The organism is Streptomyces sp. NPDC030222 (genome assembly GCF_055573115.1).
This window is the reverse complement of record NZ_JBVICA010000023.1, coordinates 1-16,794: the sequence shown is the minus strand read 5'-3', so window position 1 is coordinate 16,794 and position 16,794 is coordinate 1. Positions and strand designations below refer to the sequence as shown.

Sequence of the window (16,794 nt, the reverse complement as noted above, 5' to 3'; positions counted from 1 at the left end):
CGGCGAGGAACGATCCTGCTCAGGGCAGGACACCGGCCGGCGTCGCGGGCCAGCTCATGCGGATCACCCCACCGGACTCGTCCGACGTGACCTCCACGTCGTCGACGAGGCCGCTGATGACGGCGAGGCCCATCTCGTCCTCGACGCTCTCGGAGCCCTCAGCAGGACCGGCGACCTCCACGGCCCGCGGCGGGCCGGAACCGTCCGACGACGTCGGTGTGCCGCCCGCACCGGGCACCGGCACCTGGTCCCCGACCTCGATCGAGAACGTCTTCTCCTCCTCGATCAGGACGACCCTGACCGGCGCGGAGATCTCATGGTTGCGGTGCAGACCCACCGCACGGCTGCACGCCTCCCCGACGGCGAGCCTGACCTCGTCCAGCACGGCTTCGTCGACCCCGGCCCGGCGCGCCACGGCGGCCGCCACGAGACGGGCCGTCCTGACATGCTCGGGCTGCGCGCTGAAGCGGAGCTCCACGGTGGCCATACGGTCCCCCTCGGACGTACGAGCGTGCTTCTCCAGGTGCCGGGCCTTGCGCCCGGCACCCGCTGCTGCCTCCGGAAGCCGTCAGTCGGTGGCGGCGACGGCCTCATCGACCGAGGTGTGGATGGGGAACACCTTGGTCAGACCGGTAATCCGGAAGATCTTGAGAATGCGCTCCTGGTTGCAGACCAGGCGCAGCGAGCCCTCATGGGCCCGGACACGCTTCAGTCCACCCACGAGCACGCCGAGACCGGTGGAGTCGAGGAAGTCCACACCCTCCATGTCGACAACCAGGTGGTAGCTGCCGTCGTTCACCAACTCGACCAACTGCTCGCGCAGCTTGGGCGCGGTATACACATCAATCTCGCCACCGACCTCGACGACCGTACGGTCGCCACCCGGGCCGGACACATTGCGAGTCGACAGGGACAGGTCCACGGATCCTCCAGCACCTTGCTATCGAGCGGCCGCCCCCTGTGTCTCCCCGGCGGAGCCAGAGAACGGATCGCCAGCCGCGATGGCATTCAATCACTTACCAGCAGCCATGCACGACGCCTTGGGACCATTGTCCGTCACGCCGGTGACACACTCGGTGCCGATGGCCAGGAATCACCGCCCCAGTAGCCCTGCCGAAGAAGCGGGGGCACGACCCGACCCCGGCACTGTCCTCGACCGACTCGCCGGCGGGGCGGGCCGGGCTGCGCGCATCACTCATACGGAGCACTTGCCCCCCAGGGCGGGTCGTCATGCCGTCTGGCCCGACCGCATCCGGCCCGAGGTGATCTCCGCCATCGCGGCAGCCGGGATCGAGCACCCCTGGAGCCACCAGGCGGCGGCAGCAGAGCACGCTCTGGACGGCGAATCCGTGGTGATCGCGACCGGCACCGCGTCCGGCAAGTCCCTCGCTTACCTCGCGCCCGTGCTCTCGGCCCTCCTCGCCGGTGCCGAGGCCCCCAACGGCCGCGGCACCACCGCCCTGTACCTGGCGCCCACCAAGGCCCTGGCAGCCGACCAGCTGCGGTCCGTACAGTCCCTCGCCGCCCCGCTCGGCCACCGCGTCCGGCCCGCCGCCTACGACGGCGACACGCCGGTAGAAGAACGCGAATGGGTGCGCCAGTACGCGAACTACGTCCTGACCAACCCCGACATGCTGCACCGCGGGATACTCCCGTCCCACCCCCGCTGGTCCTCCTTCCTGCGTGCCCTGCGCTACGTCGTGATCGACGAGTGCCACACCTACCGGGGCGTCTTCGGCTCGCACGTCGCCCAGGTACTGCGCCGACTGCGTCGCCTGTGCGCCCGGTACGGCGCCGATCCGGTCTTCCTGCTCGCCTCCGCCACGGCCGCCGATCCGGCGGCTGCAGCACAGCGCCTGACGGGCCTTCCCGTGGTCGAGGTGGCCGACGACGCCTCTCCCCGCGGAGAGCTGGTCTTCGCCCTCTGGGAGCCGCCGCTGACCGAGCTCCACGGCGAGAAAGGCGCCCCCGTGCGGCGCACGGCCACCGCCGAGACCGCCGACCTGCTCACCGATCTGACCGTCCAGGGCGTCCGCTCGGTCGCCTTCATCCGCTCGCGCCGTGGCGCCGAACTGATCTCCGTCATCGCCAAGGAACGTCTCGCCGAGGTCGACAGATCGCTGCCACGACGTGTCGCGGCCTACCGCGGCGGCTATCTGCCCGAGGAACGCCGCGCCCTCGAGCGCGCCCTCCACTCCGGGGACCTCCTCGGACTGGCCGCCACCACCGCCCTCGAACTCGGCATCGACGTGTCCGGGCTCGATGCCGTACTGATCGCGGGATACCCGGGCACCCGCGCCTCCCTGTGGCAGCAGGCGGGGCGCGCCGGACGCTCCGGTCAGGGCGCCCTTGCCGTCCTCGTGGCGCGGGACGACCCGCTGGACACCTATCTCGTCCACCACCCCGACGCGCTGTTCCGGCAGCCCGTGGAGTCCACCGTCCTCGATCCCGACAACCCGTACGTCCTCGCCCCCCATCTGTGCGCCGCCGCCGAGGAGCTGCCGCTCACCGACGAGGACGTCGGGCTCTTCGGCCCTACGACCGCCGAGCTGATGCCCCAACTGGAGGCCGCGAGGCTGCTGCGCCGGCGCGCCACCGCCTGGCACTGGACCCGCCGCGAACGGGCTGCCGACCTCACCGACATCCGGGGCACAGGCGGGAAGCCCGTGCAGGTCGTCGAGGCCGGGACCGGACGGCTGCTGGGCACGGTCGACGCCTCCGCCGCCCACACCACCGTCCACGACGGCGCGGTCCACCTCCACCAGGGCCGCACCTACCTGGTGAAGCACCTGGACCTCGAGGACTCGGTGGCGCTCGTCGAGGAGGCCTCGCCGCCGTACTCGACCACCGCTCGGGACACCACGTCGATCTCGATCCTGGAGACCGACACCGAGATCCCCTGGGGCGACGCCCGGCTCTGCTACGGCTCGGTCGAGGTCACCAACCAGGTCGTCTCCTTCCTCCGTCGCAAGCTGATCACCGGTGAGGTCCTCGGCGAGTCCAAACTGGACCTGCCGCCCCGTACGCTGCGCACCCGCGCCGTGTGGTGGACGGTCACCGAGGACCAGCTCGACGCCGCACGGGTGAACCCGGAGCAGCTGGGCGGCGCCCTGCACGCCGCCGAGCACGCCTCGATCGGCATGTTGCCGCTGTTCGCCACCTGCGACCGCTGGGACATCGGCGGTGTCTCCGTACCGCTCCACCCCGACACCCTGCTGCCGACGGTCTTCGTGTACGACGGCCATCCGGGTGGCGCGGGCTTCGCCGAGCGTGCGTTCCGCACGGCCCGCGACTGGCTGACCGCGACCCGCGAGGCCATCGCCTCCTGCGAGTGCGATGCCGGATGCCCCTCCTGCATCCAGTCCCCCAAATGCGGCAACGGCAACGACCCGCTCCACAAACGCGCCGCCGTCCGGCTCCTGGCGGAACTCCTCCGCGGGGCCCCGCCGGGCCCGCCGGCCAACGGTTAGCCCGCGGACCCGCCGGTCACGGGGCGGCCGCCGGGCACGGAGGGCGGCGGTGCCGCCCCGCCGACCGGCATCCCCAGCATCCCGGCTCTTCCCGGACCGGCGCGGGGCAGGCCACCCGCCCCGTCCGGTGGTCCCGCACGTGCCCGGATCTCGGGTGCGTACGGGCCCAGGCGAGCCCGTGCTGTGACGTCGGAGATGTCACCGAGCACGACGCACCGCACCAGAGCCGTGCCCTGTGCCGCGGCGACTCTCGCCGCCTTCGCGCACGCGGCCCGTTCCCCGAGCAGGGCGTGGTCCGCCGCGGCGAGGGCGGCCAGGTCGGCGGCGGCACCGGCACGATGCCGGGCCGCCACCGCCTGCCCCAGGGCCAGGACAGCCGCGAAGACCACGCACAGCGTGGCAGCGGCGACAGCGGTCCAGACCGTGGCCGACCCGCGGTCCCCCGCCTGCGCCCCCTCGGCGGAGGCGGCCATGGCCCTGGGCACTGTGGTCGTTCTCGCATAGGTCGTCGTCGTGTCGGCTGATCTCGCAGTGGTCCGGCTCGCGGTGACGGTCCGGGTCGCGGTGGTCGTGATTGCCTCGGTGGTCCGGGTCGCCTTGCTCCTCTCGGTGCTCGTCGTCGTGGTCCGGGTCGTGGAGGACGTCGGGGCACCCGCCGGTCTCATGTCTCACCGCCCACGGTGTCCTCGGCCAGGGCCGCGGCCTCCGCTCGCAGGGTCAGCGACAGCGTGCCGGGGCCGGGTGTCGGTGCCTCCACACGCACCCGCCAGAACTCTCCCGCCCTCGCCACGGTCACTGCGGCTCCGTCCGGGGCAGCCGTCCGTGCCGCCGCCAGAACGGCGCCCCGGGGCTCGGATCGGGCCGCGGCCCGGGCGCCCGCTCTGGCCGCGTCCACGCACTGGATGTGCGCGGCCGCAGCGGCCAGCGCCCACACCAGCGCCAGGGCGAACAGGGCGAGCGCCGGAATCGCCACCGCTGCCTCCGCGGTCACCGACCCGCGGTCGCCGCCCGGTCTCCCCCGACGCCGGGCGGCTGGTCCTGCACGTGTCGGTGGTGCCCCGCGGCTGACGTCACTCCGCATTGAGGGCCTTCCCGATCACCGACTGCAGCGCCGAGGCCACGGCGCCGCTGGTCACCACCTTGTAGAGAACCGCCGCGAAGGCACACGCGGCGATCGTGCCCATCGCGTACTCAGACGTGGTCATTCCGGCGTCGCCGCTAAGCCGGCATCGCAGCCAGGCCCTGATCCGTGCAGTCCGTACCGTCCATGCGGTACGAGCAGTCCGTACAGCCATTTCAACCTCCGGTCATTGGTGTGTCGTTGCAGTGGTCGTCAGGTCGATCGACAGGTCGTGTCGCGGCCATTGGCGTCACGACCGTTCATGTCTCGGTCGTTCGAAGTGCGTTCGTGTCACGGCGGTCCACGTCCCGGCCGTTCGCATGCGCTCGTGTCCATGCTGTTCGTCTCCATGCCGTTCGTCTCCATGCCGTTCATGTCCGGCCGTTCGTGTCGTGGTTCGGCTGCCGGTACCTCGTACTGCGGCCTCGCGTACCTCGAGGAGGAGCCACGGGGACCCGGCCGGGAGTCGGTCGTTCGCACGGTCAGCCGTCGCCGAGCCCTGGGACCAGCCGTGGCCGAGCCTGGGACCGACCGTCGTCTGCCCCAGGGGTCGAGGGACGCATACCGTCACCCGCCGGGCCGAGGGATCCCGACGACCGAGGCCAGTCGCGAAGACCAAGGCGTGCCCCGCCCAGGACTTCCCTTCCCCCCGGCCGGTGGCCGGTCGTTCAGCGGCCTGCCAGGAGGCCGCCCGCCAGGCCGATCACCACCGGGGCCACGCCCGCTGCCAGGAACGCAGGCAGGAAGCACAGGCCCACTGGTGCGGTGATCAGTACGCCGGCTCTTCGGGCCCTTGTGTCGGCTTCCCGACGCTGTTCCGCGCGCAGCCCCGTGGCCAGGCGGGACACCGGTTCCGCCGCCGGTGCCCCGCTCGCGGAGGCGCGTTCGAGGCATCGAGCGAGGCCGTGGGCGCCTGGGACGGCTCCCAACCGTCCCCATGCGTCGGATGGTTCCCCTCCGAGGCGGAGCTCGGCCGCCACTTGGACGAGGCAGTCTCCGAGCGGGCCGCCGAGTGATGCGCCCACTGCCTCGGCCGCCTCTCGCGGACCCGCGCCCGCCGAGACACAGGCTGCCAACAGGTCGGCCGCGAGAGGGAGTTTGCGGACGGCTGCGGCCCGCTGTGCCGCAGCGGCGTCCTTCCGTGGACGGCGCCTCATCCACATACGGAGTCCGCACGCTCCGCACAGTCCGAGGACCGTGCCGGCCATGCCGCCCACAAGGACAATCGCGATCAGCGCCGCTCCTGCGGGAGCGACCCAGTCCTTCAGCCGCCCGGGGTGGAGGTGTGGTACCGGCAGCGGTGGTCGGCGCCCACGCAGTCCGGCCGTGGCGCCCGCGCACGACCCTGGGAGCGGCAGTGCCGCGAGGCGTCTCCGTGTCCGTCGAGCGTGGTGTCGCGCGATCAGCGTCGCCGTCACCCATCCGGCGGTTGCGATGACCGCGGACACTGTCCACAGGCCGTGGACAAGGCTTCCGTTCATCCGGTCTCACCCGCCCGGACGATGCGCCTCGCCCACAGGACGCCTGCGGTCTCCAGCAGTGCGGCTACCAGCAGGCAACCCAATCCCGCCGGGGTGTGGAGCAGCACCCACAGCGGGTGGGCTCCCAAGGCAGTGCCCAACGCCAGACCGGCGAGGGGGAGCACCGCGAGCAGGGTCGTGGTCGAGCGGGCCGTCGCCAACTGGGCCCTCAGGTCCTCCTGTTGATCGCGCTCGGCCCGCAGTGCGGCCTCCAGTCGTTCCAGACCGGCTGCCAGACCGGCGCCGCCCGCCACGGCCACCTCCCAGCACGCGGCCACTCCGGCGAGCCCCGTGGCCCCATGCTCGGCCGACGCCTTCCGTAATGCCTCGGGGGCGTCGCCGCCGAACCGTGCCGCCGCCAGCACAGCCGCCTCGGACCGCCCGAGCCCTCCTGTGCCCGGCGCCGCGGCGCACAGCGCCTGTCCGGGCTGCCGTCCGGCACGCAGCTCGCCCGCCAGGGCCCCGCACAGGGCGACGACGGCATCGGCGCGGCGAATACGTGACCGCTCCTGTTCCCTGACCCGCAGACCTCGGCCCACAAGCGGTACGGCGATCACTCCTCCGAGCATGGGCAGCCACGACTCGCCGAGCAGCGCCACCAGCGCCGCGGCCGGGAGACAGAGGCATTCCAGTGGCAGTCGTCGTAGCCGAGCGGGGGCCGACCAGCGCAGCAGCGACCAGACACTGTCCAGAGGCGTCGCCGCGGGGAACATCAGCCGTGCCCGCCGCAGCGCCGGATCGGTTCCGGCCGCGAGCCACACCGCCATCCCGGCGCACAGCGTCGCGAGCCCCGGTGCCAGGCCTCCTGCGATGTGTACCGCGTTCACGATCCGCCACCGATCAGCGACCGGAGTCGGGGCCATCCCCGCTCGTGCACGAAACCGGAGGCGTCCCAGCGCAGTGCGGGGACGGTCACCACCAGCCCCGTGGAGTCGCGCTCCAGGACGTGGATCTCGGCGACGCGCCGCCGTCCTGCGCGGTTCCGGGCGAGGTGTACTACCACCGACAGTGCGGCCGCCAACTGGCTGTGGAGAGCGGACCGTCCGAGACCGGCAGCCGATCCGAGGGCTTCCAGGCGGGCGGGGACGTCCGCGGCCGCGTTCGCGTGGACGGTGCCGCAGCCTCCCTCATGGCCGGTGTTGAGTGCGGCGAGCAGGTCCGACACCTCGGCGCCGCGCACCTCACCGACCACCAGCCGGTCCGGCCTCATGCGCAGTGCCTGGCGCACGAGGTCCCGCAGGGTGACGAGCCCGGCCCCTTCCTGGTTGGCGGGCCGCGATTCCAATCGCACGACATGGGGATGGTCGGGCCGCAGCTCCGCCGAGTCCTCGGCCAGGACGATCCGTTCGCCGGGTCCGGCCAGACCGAGCAGCGTGGCGAGGAGCGTGGTCTTGCCCGATCCGGTGCCGCCGCTCACGAGGTACGAGACGCGGGCGTGGACCAGGGCTCTCAGTACCGCGTCACCGCCCGGGGGAACGGTTCCGACGGCGACGAGTTCCTCCAGCGAGAATGCCTTCGGCCGCACCACCCGCAAGGACAGGCACGTCGATCCCACGGCGACGGGTGGCAGCACCGCGTGCATCCGGGTGCCGTCGGGGAGCCGCGCGTCCACCCATGGACGCGCGTCGTCCAGACGGCGGCCGGCGACGGCGGCGAGCCGTTGTGCGAGCCTGCGGACGGCCGCCGCGTCCGGGAAGCGCACCGTGGTCGGTTCGAGCCCGCGGCCGCGATCGACCCACACCCTGTCCGGGGCGCTGACCAGAACATCCGTCACCGACGGGTCGGCAAGCAGCGTTTCCAGCGGCCCCGTCCCCACCAGTTCCGAGCGAAGTTCCTCGGCAGCTCCGAGAACTTCGGCGTCGCCGAGCAGCCTTCCCTGTTCACGGAGGGCCGCCGCCACCCTGGCTGGGGTGGGCTCGGCTCCGCTTTCGGCGAGTCGCTGCCGGACCGCGTCCAGCAAGGCCCCGCTCACGACGTCACGTTCCCGGCCGGCACGTTCCCAGCGGTGCTCGCCGCCGCGCCGTGGCTCCCGGTGGAGGCGGCTGCGCCGACGAGGGCTTGCTCCCAGAACGCGGCGCAGAATCCGGCGAGTGGGCCGCGCGGGCGGGCCGATGTCTTCCGTGGGGCCAGTGCTCCTGCCGGATCCGGTTCCATCGGCACCTCGCCTGCGGAGGGCAGGCCGAGCGCGGCCGCGACCCAGTTCTCGTCCAGGCCTGCGGCGTACGGCCCGCGGACCAGCACCCGCAGATCGCGGACGGCGGAACCGATCGAGGAGGCCACCCGATGGGCGGCGGCCACAGCGCGCAGTTCGGCGGGAACGACGAGCAGGCACAGGTCGAGTTGGGCGAGCGCCTCGGCCATGCTCGCGTCGCCCCGCCGCGGCATGTCGACGACGACCACGCCGCCCCGGCGACGGCCGGCCGCCAGCACGGCGCGCACGGCCGTCGGCGGGACATCCACGGGATCGGTGCGGTCCCAGCTGAGCACGCGCAGGCCGTGCAGCAGGGGCAGTGATTCCTCCAGTGCGCCGCCGGCGACACGTCCGCGGGAGGCGGCGAAGTCGGGCCAGCGCCGGCCCGCCGTGTGCTCGCCGCCGAGAAGTACGTCGAGGCCGCCGCCGAGCGGGTCGGCGTCGACGAGCATCGTGCGCTGCCCTGCACGCGCAGCGGACACCGCGAGGGCGCAGGCGAGCGTCGAGGCACCCGCGCCTCCGCGTCCTCCGATCACGCCGACGGTGAGGGCGGGGGCTGCCCCTCCTTCCACGGCATCGGCGATCCGGTCGACGAGCCACTGTTCCGCGGCCGGCAGCCTCAGCACATGATCGGCGCCGATCTCGACGGCACACCGCCATGCACCGGGATCGTCCTCACCCCGGCCGACGAGGAGGACACCGTCCCTTCGCGGCACACCACGCAGACGCCGGGCCGCGTCGTCACCGACGAGGACCAGTGGTGCGGTGTCCCAGACACCGGTTCCTCCCGGGCCGTCACGTCCGGGATCATGGAGATGTCCCGGTGTGCCGTGCCGTACCTCTGGCTCGGCGCCCGCCGCCGCGCACAGTCGCAGCAGATCGTCGAGCAGATCGGGATCCTCGGTGAGGATCAACGGCCGCTGAGGACGCACCCGGGCGGATCGGCTCGTGCCGGCTCTCGTGGTCCTGTCAGTGCTCCCGTTCCCGGGCCTGTCGGAAGTAAGGCTTCCCTTCACGATCTCCGCTCCCTCTCACGCTGATTCACGGCGTCCGCGTACTTCGCGGGCGGAAATCACGGTGGCGGGATCTCGGAAATCAAGTGGATCTTGCCTGAAAACTGTGGACAAGCGACCCCTTGTGAATATCCCGTTCACCTATACCGGTGACTTCCGCAGAGCAGCCCCATGGCTACACACTGTGACGAGACGGGCGGGTGCGGCCGCCAGGGCGAAGAGGCGCGTCCCAGCGCGCGAAAGAGGTGGTGAGCATGCGGGGAGACCGGAAAGCCGTCCGGACATGCGACGACCCCCGCCGGGGGGGGAGAGCGGGGGTCGTCCCCACGGCCGACTCGGGGGGGGGAGGAGTCGGACCGGGTTAGCACGGTCGCGAACGATCCGTGACTTCCATGGTGTACCCGAGAGCCCTCTCAGGCAAACCCACACGCCAGAGCTTACGCCGAATGGTGGGCGCCTATGCTCGACGTCGTGGAAAACCACTCCTTGCCGCGCACAGCCGCCTTCTTCGACCTGGACAAGACGGTCATTGCGAAGTCTTCGACTCTGACCTTCAGCAAGTCCTTCTACCAAGGCGGCCTGATCAATCGCCGGGCCGTGCTGCGCACCGCCTATGCCCAGTTCGTGTTCCTCGCCGGCGGCGCGGACCACGACCAGATGGAGGGTCTGCGCAGGTATCTGTCGGGGCTCTGCAAGGGCTGGAACGTGCAGCAGGTCCGCGAGATCGTCGCCGAGACCCTGCACGACCTGATCGACCCGATCATCTATGACGAGGCCGCATCGCTCATCGAGGAGCACCACACCGCAGGCCGCGATGTGGTGATCGTCTCGACCTCCGGAGCCGAGGTCGTCGAGCCGATCGGTGAACTGCTCGGGGCGGACCGGGTGGTGGCCACCAGGATGGTCGTCGGCGAGGACGGCTGTTTCACCGGCGAGGTCGAGTACTACGCGTACGGGCCGACCAAGGCGGAGGCGATCCGGGGGCTCGCCGAGTCCGAGGGGTACGACCTGTCGCGCTGCTACGCGTACAGCGACTCGATCACCGACATCCCGATGCTGGAGGCCGTGGGGCATCCGCACACGGTGAATCCGGACCGGGCGCTGCGCCGGGAGGCCGCGGCACGCGACTGGCCGGTCCTGGTCTTCAACAGGCCGGTCCGGCTCAAGCAGCGACTGCCCGCGTTCTCTCTCCCGCCGCGGCCGGTACTGGTGATGGCGGCAGCGGTCGGGGCGGCGGCCGCGACGGCCGGCCTGGTCTGGTACGCCAGCCGACGGCGTACGTCAGGAGCGGGCGAGGCGTACGCCCGTATTTGAACCTAAAAGTAAAGAAGTGGGGCCAGGACTTCCGCTTGTCGGGTGGCTGGAGTACAAATGAGTCAACGGCCCGCGAGACCTAGGACATCCGAGAGGATTTACCTTCTACGCAATAAAGGCCCACGGACCGAAGCATGGACGCTTGGCACCCACGCGACGTCGACCCGTCGATTACGGGCCAGCTCACCAGGTGACGGGCAAAGACCTCGACCTGATGGGCGACATATCGAGGACGCTTGGTAACTGGGCGGACATGCCAGCGGCGGTACCAATACGGTACCGCCGCAACCCATTTCGGCCGCTTTTCCACCTCCGGATGCCGGCAGGTTCCGGCCGGCGCTCACACCGGCACCCAGGCCGTACACCGATGCCCAGGTGGCGCGCGCCGACGGTCGGGCCGTGGACCGGGTCCTGGGAGACCCGGGTCAGGCCGCGCCGCGCTGAAGTGCCTCGCAGACCGCGGTCGACTCCCGCACCCCGAGCTCCACGGCGCGGCCGCAGTGGATGATCCAGGCAGCCATACCCTCGGCCGTTCCCGAGGTGTAACCCTCCAGCGCCGCCAGATAGGCATCGCGGCCGAGCTCCGCGTGGCCGACCTCCGCAGGGCAGATCGACTTGGGGTCGAGTCCGCTGCCGATCAGGACGATCCGCTCAGCCGTGCGCGCGACCAGGCCGTTGTGCGAGCCGAAGGGCCGCAGCGCCATGAGCTCGCCGTGCACCACGGCCGCCGTCACCAGGGCCGGCGCCGCACTGCCCGCGATGATCAGCCCGGACAGGCCTTCCAGACGGCCCGACACCTCGTCGGCGTCCGGCAGCGGAAGCCCGACCAGCGGCTCATCGACCTTCTCGCCCGCCAGCCTCGGCCGGCCGACGGACTCGTCGGGGGCCGTGCCACCTGCCGCGACGAGATGGAGGCGTGCGAGTACCCGCAGCGGGGACTGCCGCCAGATCGACAGCAGCTGTCCGGCCTCGGAGGTGAGCCGCAGTGCCGCTCCGACGGTTCGCGCCTCTTCGTCCCCGCCGAAATCGGTGCGCCGACGCACCTCTTCGAGGGCCCAGTCGGCGCCGGAGAGCGCGGCGGAACCACGCGCCCCGCGCAGCGCCGCCTCGGCCGTCACCTCGTTGCTGCGGCGCCGCATGACCCGGTGTCCGTAGACCCGGTCCACTGCCTTGCGTACGGAGTCCACGGCATCAGGGACGCCGGGCAGCGCGCCCAGGGCGACAAGGGGGTCAGCGGCGTTCGTACTCATAGGTAAGGAGGCTACGCGCACCCTGCCCCCGCCCCACGTTCGAGTGGTCTTCTTCACTCCCGCTCGCCACTGCAGGCAATCATGCGATTACTTTTGGTGAACATGAGAGTCGCTTTCGTCGGGAAGGGCGGCAGTGGCAAGACCACGCTGTCCTCGCTGTTCACCCGCCATCTCGCCGCCGACCAATGCCCGGTCGTCGCGGTCGACGCCGATATCAACCAGCATCTGGCCGCCGCCCTCGGACTCGGCGACGAGGAGGCTTCCGCGCTTCCCGCGTTGGGCGCGCATCTTCCCCTGATCAAGGACTACCTGCGCGGCGACAACCCACGGATCACGTCCGCCGAGACGATGATCAAGACGACTCCCCCGGGCGAGGGTTCGCGACTGCTGCGCATCCAGGAGGACAACCCCGTCTACCGGGCGTGCGCCCGGACCGTGCGGCTGGACGGGCACGACGTCCGCCTGATGGTCACCGGCCCGTTCACCGAGGGGGATCTCGGGGTGGCCTGCTACCACTCGAAGGTAGGCGCGGTCGAGCTCTGCCTGAACCACCTGGTGGACGGTCCGGGCGAATACGTGGTCGTCGACATGACGGCCGGTTCCGACTCCTTCGCCTCCGGCATGTTCACCCGCTTCGATATGACTTTCCTGGTGGCCGAGCCGACCCGGAAGGGCGTGTCGGTCTACCGCCAGTACAAGGAATACGCCCGCGACTTCGGTGTGGCTCTCAAGGTGATCGGCAACAAGGTGCAGGGGCGCGACGACCTCGACTTCCTGCGCGAGGAGGTCGGTGACGACCTGCTGGTCACCATGGGCCACTCCGACTGGGTACGGGCCGTGGAGAAGGGGCGGCCCGCCCCGTTCGCCCAGCTGGAACCGGAGAACCTCGGGGCCCTGCGACTGGTCCGGAAGGCCGCCGACGCCTCGTACGAGCGCCGGGACTGGGCGCGGTACACACGCCAGATGGTCCATTTCCACCTGAAGAACGCGGAGAGCTGGGGCAACGCGAAGACGGGCGCCGACCTGGCGGCCCAGGTCGATCCCGCCTTCGTGATGGACGAGCGTTACGCGGATCCGGATGCCGTGCTGAACGGCTCCGTCGGTGCCGCTGAGCCACAGCCGGTCTGACGGACTCCGGCGGGGCGGGGGGCGCACGGGGCACCCGGAGCGGACGGTGTTCCGGGGACGCCCCGAAACACCGCAGACGTCAATGGGAACACGGTCGGGCCGTGCCCCCGGCCGCGCCGGCAAGGGCGTGGCCGGCGCGGACAGGCCGGATGCGCGGTTCGCCAGGGAGAGTTCGACGGTTGCGAGCCGCTCCCGGCCGACCAGCGGCTTGTGGCCGACCGGGAGGGTACGGAGCTTTCTCATCACTTGTGGGTCCTGCGCGTCCGTCCAGTTGACGAGCTGTCTGAACAAGACGCACCGGTCTACTGGACGTACACGGCCTTGATGCCTGCTCGACGGCACGCATATAGGTGTCGCCGCTCCAGGACTCGAAGTGGTTGCTGATGATCAGCCGGGCGCGATTGCCCTCGTACGCACGCCTGACGGCCTGGAGCAGTCCGCCGCGCATCTGCTTGCCCCAGTAGGCGTGCTTGGCCAGATCTCCGCAGGCCGGACCCTCTGCCCTTCCAGGCAGGGGGTGTGGGCGCCGATGAGCTCCTTGCCGTAGCCGAAGGGAGCGGCTCGGCCCCGGCGAAGCCGGAATGCCGGGGCGGCTTCTGACCTGCCCTCAGGTGCTCGGGCCTGGCGATCCAGGGCAGCGCTCCGGTGTAGGCGGTGCAGCCGTCGCCGATCAGACGCACTCCGTTCGGGGCACCCAGGGGCCGTTCACCCCGGCCGGATCTCCGGGGGTGCCGCTACAGCCGGCCGCGGCGGGCACGAGCGCGGCAGTGACGATACCGAAGGTGATCTTCCTCCCGGCGGCCTTCATCCACACACCCTCCCTCAGGTCCTCTGCGCCGACTGCCGCGTCGACGATCCGGCCATCGCATTACGGCCGCCGAGAAAGGGGCCCGACTAACCGTTCAAAATGACCAATCACTCGCCAGAGTGAAGCCATGCCCCATTTGCCCGGATGATCCACCCGGCCTCTTTACTCTCCATTACTGTTCATTTACTCAGAGTTTGAGGAATTTCCGCCCGCGTACGCCGTGACCGCCCCGGAGGGAGACGGGAATGCCCACATCCGTCACCAAGCACACCGAGCGCGGGTCTCAGCCGACCCGTACTGCACGCCTCTCACGCTTCTCACTGTTCACCCGCTTCCAGCGGCCGCACAGTCCGCCCGGCGGAGAGGACCGCCGCCGCTTCTCCCTCGCGAGCGCCGATGTGTCGGCCTCCATTTCCGTGTTCCTGATCGCGCTGCCGCTTTCCCTCGGGATCGCCCTGGCCACCGGCGCTCCGCTCCAGGCCGGACTGGTCGCCGCTGCCGTTGGCGGGCTCGTCGTCGGCTGGTTCGGCGGTGCACCCCTCCAGGTCAGCGGCCCCGCCGCCGGACTCACCGTGGTCACGGCCGATCTGATCCAGAGATACGGATGGCGCACCACCTGTGCCATCACCGCACTCGCCGGACTCACCCAACTCGTCCTGGCTTCCCTGCGGGTGGCTCGCTCGGCGCTCGCCGTCAGCCCGGCCATCGTCCACGGAATGCTCGCGGGCATCGGCGTCACGATCGCCCTCGCCCAGCTGCACATCGTCCTCGGCGGCACACCGCAGAGCTCCGCGATCGACAACGTCCGCGGCCTCCCCGCCCAGCTCGCCGATCTGCAGCCGGCCGCGCTCTCGGTCAGCGCGGTCACCATCATCCTGCTTCTGGCCTGGCCCCGGATTCCGGGACGTACCGGCCGGATCGCTCGCTTCGTCCCCGCCGCACTGGCCGCCGTGACCTGCGCGACCGCACTCGCCGTGGCCGCCGGCCTCCGCCTGCCCAGCGTCGATCTGCCGTCCTGGAGCAGCCACGCGCTGCCCAGCCTGCCCGAAGGACCCGTGCTGGGAGTCCTCGCGGCAGTCCTCACGATCACCCTGGTCGGCAGTGTCGAGTCACTGCTGTCCGCGGTAGCCGTCGACAAGCTGGCCGCCGCCCGCAAGGAGCCCGCCGTGCGGGTGCCACGCGCCAACCTCGACCGGGAACTGGCCGGCCAGGGCACCGCGAACATGATCTCCGGGGCACTTGGCGGACTGCCCGTCACCGGCGTCGCCGTGCGAAGCGCCGCCAATGTGTCCGCGGGCGCGGTCAGCCGGCACTCCACGATGCTCCACGGGGTGTGGATCGTGCTGGCGGCGCTGTTCCTCGTCCGGTTGCTCGACCTCATCCCGTTGGCGGCGCTGGCCGCGCTGGTGATGGTGGTCGGGGTGCAGATGGTGAACATCACCCATCTGCGGAACGTCAATCGCAACCGCGAAACGCTGGTCTACTTCGTGACCATGTCCGCGGTCGTGCTCGCCGGGGTGCTGGAAGGGGTGGCGATCGGCATCGGCGTCGCCGTGGTCGTCGCGCTGCACCGGCTGACCCGCACCCGGATCACCGTGAAGGAGCGCGACGGGACGCATGTGGTGTGGGCCCGCGGGCAGTTGACCTTCCTCGCCGTCCCACGACTGAGCCGGGCACTGCACCAAGTCCCCGCGGGGGCACATGCCGTGGTCGAACTGGACGGGTCGTTCATGGACCATGCGGCCTTCGAAGCGCTTCAGGACTGGCAGGACAGCCACACCGCGCAGGGAGGCCGGGCCGAGATCACCGGACGCTCGGGCGGCCGGATCGCCGAACCGTCGGGGCCGCACTCCTGCTGCCGGCCCTGGACGCCCTGGCGCAATCACCACTGCCACGACGAGCCGTCGTCCACCGCGACGCCGACCGGACCGGCGAGCCGGCAGCTGGCCAGCGGCCTCAGCTCGTTCCAGCGGAACACCGCCCCACTCGTACGGGACGAACTGGCCCGGCTCGCCCGAGAAGGGCAGCAGCCGTCCCAGCTGTTCATCACCTGCGCGGACTCCCGCCTGGTCACCAGCATGATCACGGCCAGTGGCCCCGGCGATCTGTTCACCGTGCGCAACGTGGGCAATCTGGTGCCGCTGCCCGGTGAGGAAGGCGGTGGCGACCACTCCGTGGCAGCCGCGATCGAGTACGCCGTGGACGTACTGCGCGTGGGCAGCATCACGGTCTGCGGACACTCGGGATGCGGAGCGATGCAGGCGCTGCTGGACAGCTCCGACGAGGGAGCCGACACCCCGCTGAAACGCTGGCTGCGTCACGGCGCGCCCAGTCTGCGCCGTGTGGCGAGCACGGACCACGGCTCGGCGCGGATCTCCGGCCGTCCGCCCGCCGACACCGTGGAGCAGCTCTGTCTCACGAACGTGGTGCAGCAGCTCGAACACCTCAGGGCGCATGAGGCGGTTGCCCGGCGTCTCGCCGAGGGAGCGCTGGAACTCCACGGCATGTACTTCCACGTGGGCGAGGCCCAGGCGTATCTGCTGTCCGGCGAGGAGTCCGCCGAGGCCTTCGACCGGATCCGTCCAGCCGCCCTGGAGCAGTCGCGCGCCTGAACCGCCCGGGCGTCCCGCCCGTGGGAAGGAATGGCCTCCCCGACCGGACCAGTCCCGGCCCGACCCGGGGCCGTCCGAGCCCGTCCCCGCCCGGACCTGCGCAGACCCGCGCAGACCCGCGCAGACAGGGCTCACCCGTGAGGGAGGCCGCAACCACCTTCACCACGACCCGACAGGTCTAAACCATTATCCGGGAGGCTCTTGTCACCCGGGCACGGGCCTGATGAGGTATGGCGTGGGACACATCGGATGCCCTGGGAAAGGGAGATGCAGTGAGCAACCAGAGCCTGGCCAATCTGCTGAGGGAAGAGCGGCGGTTCGCTCCGCCGACGGAGCTGGCCGCGGGCGCGAACGTCACGGCAGCGGCC

At 71.2% G+C, this 16,794-nt stretch carries 14 protein-coding genes; 4 read left to right on the top strand and 10 right to left on the bottom strand.

Going from position 1 to position 16,794, the window contains the following annotated elements:
- Window positions 1–19: 19 nt before the first annotated feature.
- Both ACZ4Z5_RS27370 and bldG read right to left on the bottom strand, forming a co-directional pair.
- Window positions 20–487: an ATP-binding protein gene (locus tag ACZ4Z5_RS27370; RefSeq protein WP_468267300.1), complete on the bottom strand. Its 468-nt coding sequence runs from the start codon at window positions 485–487 to the stop codon at window positions 20–22.
- Between the two features lie 81 nt (window positions 488–568).
- Window positions 569–922, bottom strand: coding sequence for an anti-sigma factor antagonist BldG (gene bldG, locus ACZ4Z5_RS27365; RefSeq protein ID WP_093799810.1), 354 nt, complete (start codon window positions 920–922; stop codon window positions 569–571).
- 79 nt (window positions 923–1,001) lie between these two features.
- On the opposite strand from bldG, the gene ACZ4Z5_RS27360 reads away from it, so the two are divergent.
- Window positions 1,002–3,470 (top strand): DEAD/DEAH box helicase, encoded by a 2,469-nt coding sequence (locus tag ACZ4Z5_RS27360; RefSeq protein WP_468267298.1) that lies wholly within the window; start codon window positions 1,002–1,004, stop codon window positions 3,468–3,470.
- On the opposite strand, the gene ACZ4Z5_RS27355 is transcribed toward ACZ4Z5_RS27360, so the two are convergent.
- From ACZ4Z5_RS27355 to ssd, 7 genes are all read right to left on the bottom strand, one after another.
- The gene (locus tag ACZ4Z5_RS27355) at window positions 3,467–3,943 is read right to left on the bottom strand and encodes an Rv3654c family TadE-like protein (RefSeq protein ID WP_468267296.1); all 477 of its coding nucleotides are present in this window, start codon (window positions 3,941–3,943) and stop codon (window positions 3,467–3,469) included. The genes ACZ4Z5_RS27360 and ACZ4Z5_RS27355 overlap by 4 nt on opposite strands.
- Window positions 3,944–4,131: 188 nt before the next feature.
- Complete coding sequence (locus ACZ4Z5_RS27350) at window positions 4,132–4,551, bottom strand: TadE family type IV pilus minor pilin (protein ID WP_468267294.1); 420 nt, start codon at window positions 4,549–4,551, stop codon at window positions 4,132–4,134.
- Window positions 4,541–4,765 (bottom strand): DUF4244 domain-containing protein, encoded by a 225-nt coding sequence (locus ACZ4Z5_RS27345; RefSeq protein ID WP_468267292.1) that lies wholly within the window; start codon window positions 4,763–4,765, stop codon window positions 4,541–4,543. The genes ACZ4Z5_RS27350 and ACZ4Z5_RS27345 overlap by 11 nt, the downstream gene beginning before the upstream one ends.
- A 493-nt stretch (window positions 4,766–5,258) precedes the next feature.
- On the bottom strand, window positions 5,259–5,747 hold the full coding sequence (locus tag ACZ4Z5_RS27340; protein WP_468267290.1) for a type II secretion system F family protein: 489 nt from the start codon (window positions 5,745–5,747) through the stop codon (window positions 5,259–5,261).
- A gap of 320 nt (window positions 5,748–6,067) precedes the next feature.
- Window positions 6,068–6,877 carry a type II secretion system F family protein gene (locus tag ACZ4Z5_RS27335; RefSeq protein WP_468267480.1) on the bottom strand — a complete coding sequence of 270 codons (810 nt, stop codon included), beginning with the start codon at window positions 6,875–6,877 and terminating at the stop codon, window positions 6,068–6,070.
- A gap of 56 nt (window positions 6,878–6,933) precedes the next feature.
- Window positions 6,934–8,082: a TadA family conjugal transfer-associated ATPase gene (locus ACZ4Z5_RS27330; RefSeq protein ID WP_468267288.1), complete on the bottom strand. Its 1,149-nt coding sequence runs from the start codon at window positions 8,080–8,082 to the stop codon at window positions 6,934–6,936.
- Window positions 8,079–9,317, bottom strand: a complete 1,239-nt coding sequence (gene ssd, locus ACZ4Z5_RS27325) for a septum site-determining protein Ssd (protein ID WP_468267286.1) — start codon at window positions 9,315–9,317, stop codon at window positions 8,079–8,081. Before ssd ends, ACZ4Z5_RS27330 begins: the two co-directional genes overlap by 4 nt.
- Before the next feature lie 456 nt (window positions 9,318–9,773).
- Here ssd and ACZ4Z5_RS27320 point away from each other — a divergent pair, with 456 nt between their 5' ends.
- Window positions 9,774–10,628, top strand: coding sequence for an HAD family hydrolase (locus ACZ4Z5_RS27320; protein WP_468267284.1), 855 nt, complete (start codon window positions 9,774–9,776; stop codon window positions 10,626–10,628).
- A 425-nt stretch (window positions 10,629–11,053) separates the two neighbouring features.
- Here ACZ4Z5_RS27320 and ACZ4Z5_RS27315 read toward each other — a convergent pair whose 3' ends face one another.
- Window positions 11,054–11,878 carry a Fic family protein gene (locus tag ACZ4Z5_RS27315; protein WP_468267282.1) on the bottom strand — a complete coding sequence of 275 codons (825 nt, stop codon included), beginning with the start codon at window positions 11,876–11,878 and terminating at the stop codon, window positions 11,054–11,056.
- Window positions 11,879–11,980: 102 nt separating this feature from the next.
- Here ACZ4Z5_RS27315 and ACZ4Z5_RS27310 point away from each other — a divergent pair, with 102 nt between their 5' ends.
- Entirely contained in the window at window positions 11,981–13,006 is a 1,026-nt protein-coding gene (locus tag ACZ4Z5_RS27310; protein WP_468267280.1) for an ATP-binding protein, read from the top strand.
- A gap of 1,053 nt (window positions 13,007–14,059) precedes the next feature.
- Window positions 14,060–16,426 (top strand): bifunctional SulP family inorganic anion transporter/carbonic anhydrase, encoded by a 2,367-nt coding sequence (locus tag ACZ4Z5_RS27305; protein ID WP_468267278.1) that lies wholly within the window; start codon window positions 14,060–14,062, stop codon window positions 16,424–16,426.
- The last annotated feature ends 368 nt before the right edge of the window (window positions 16,427–16,794 follow it).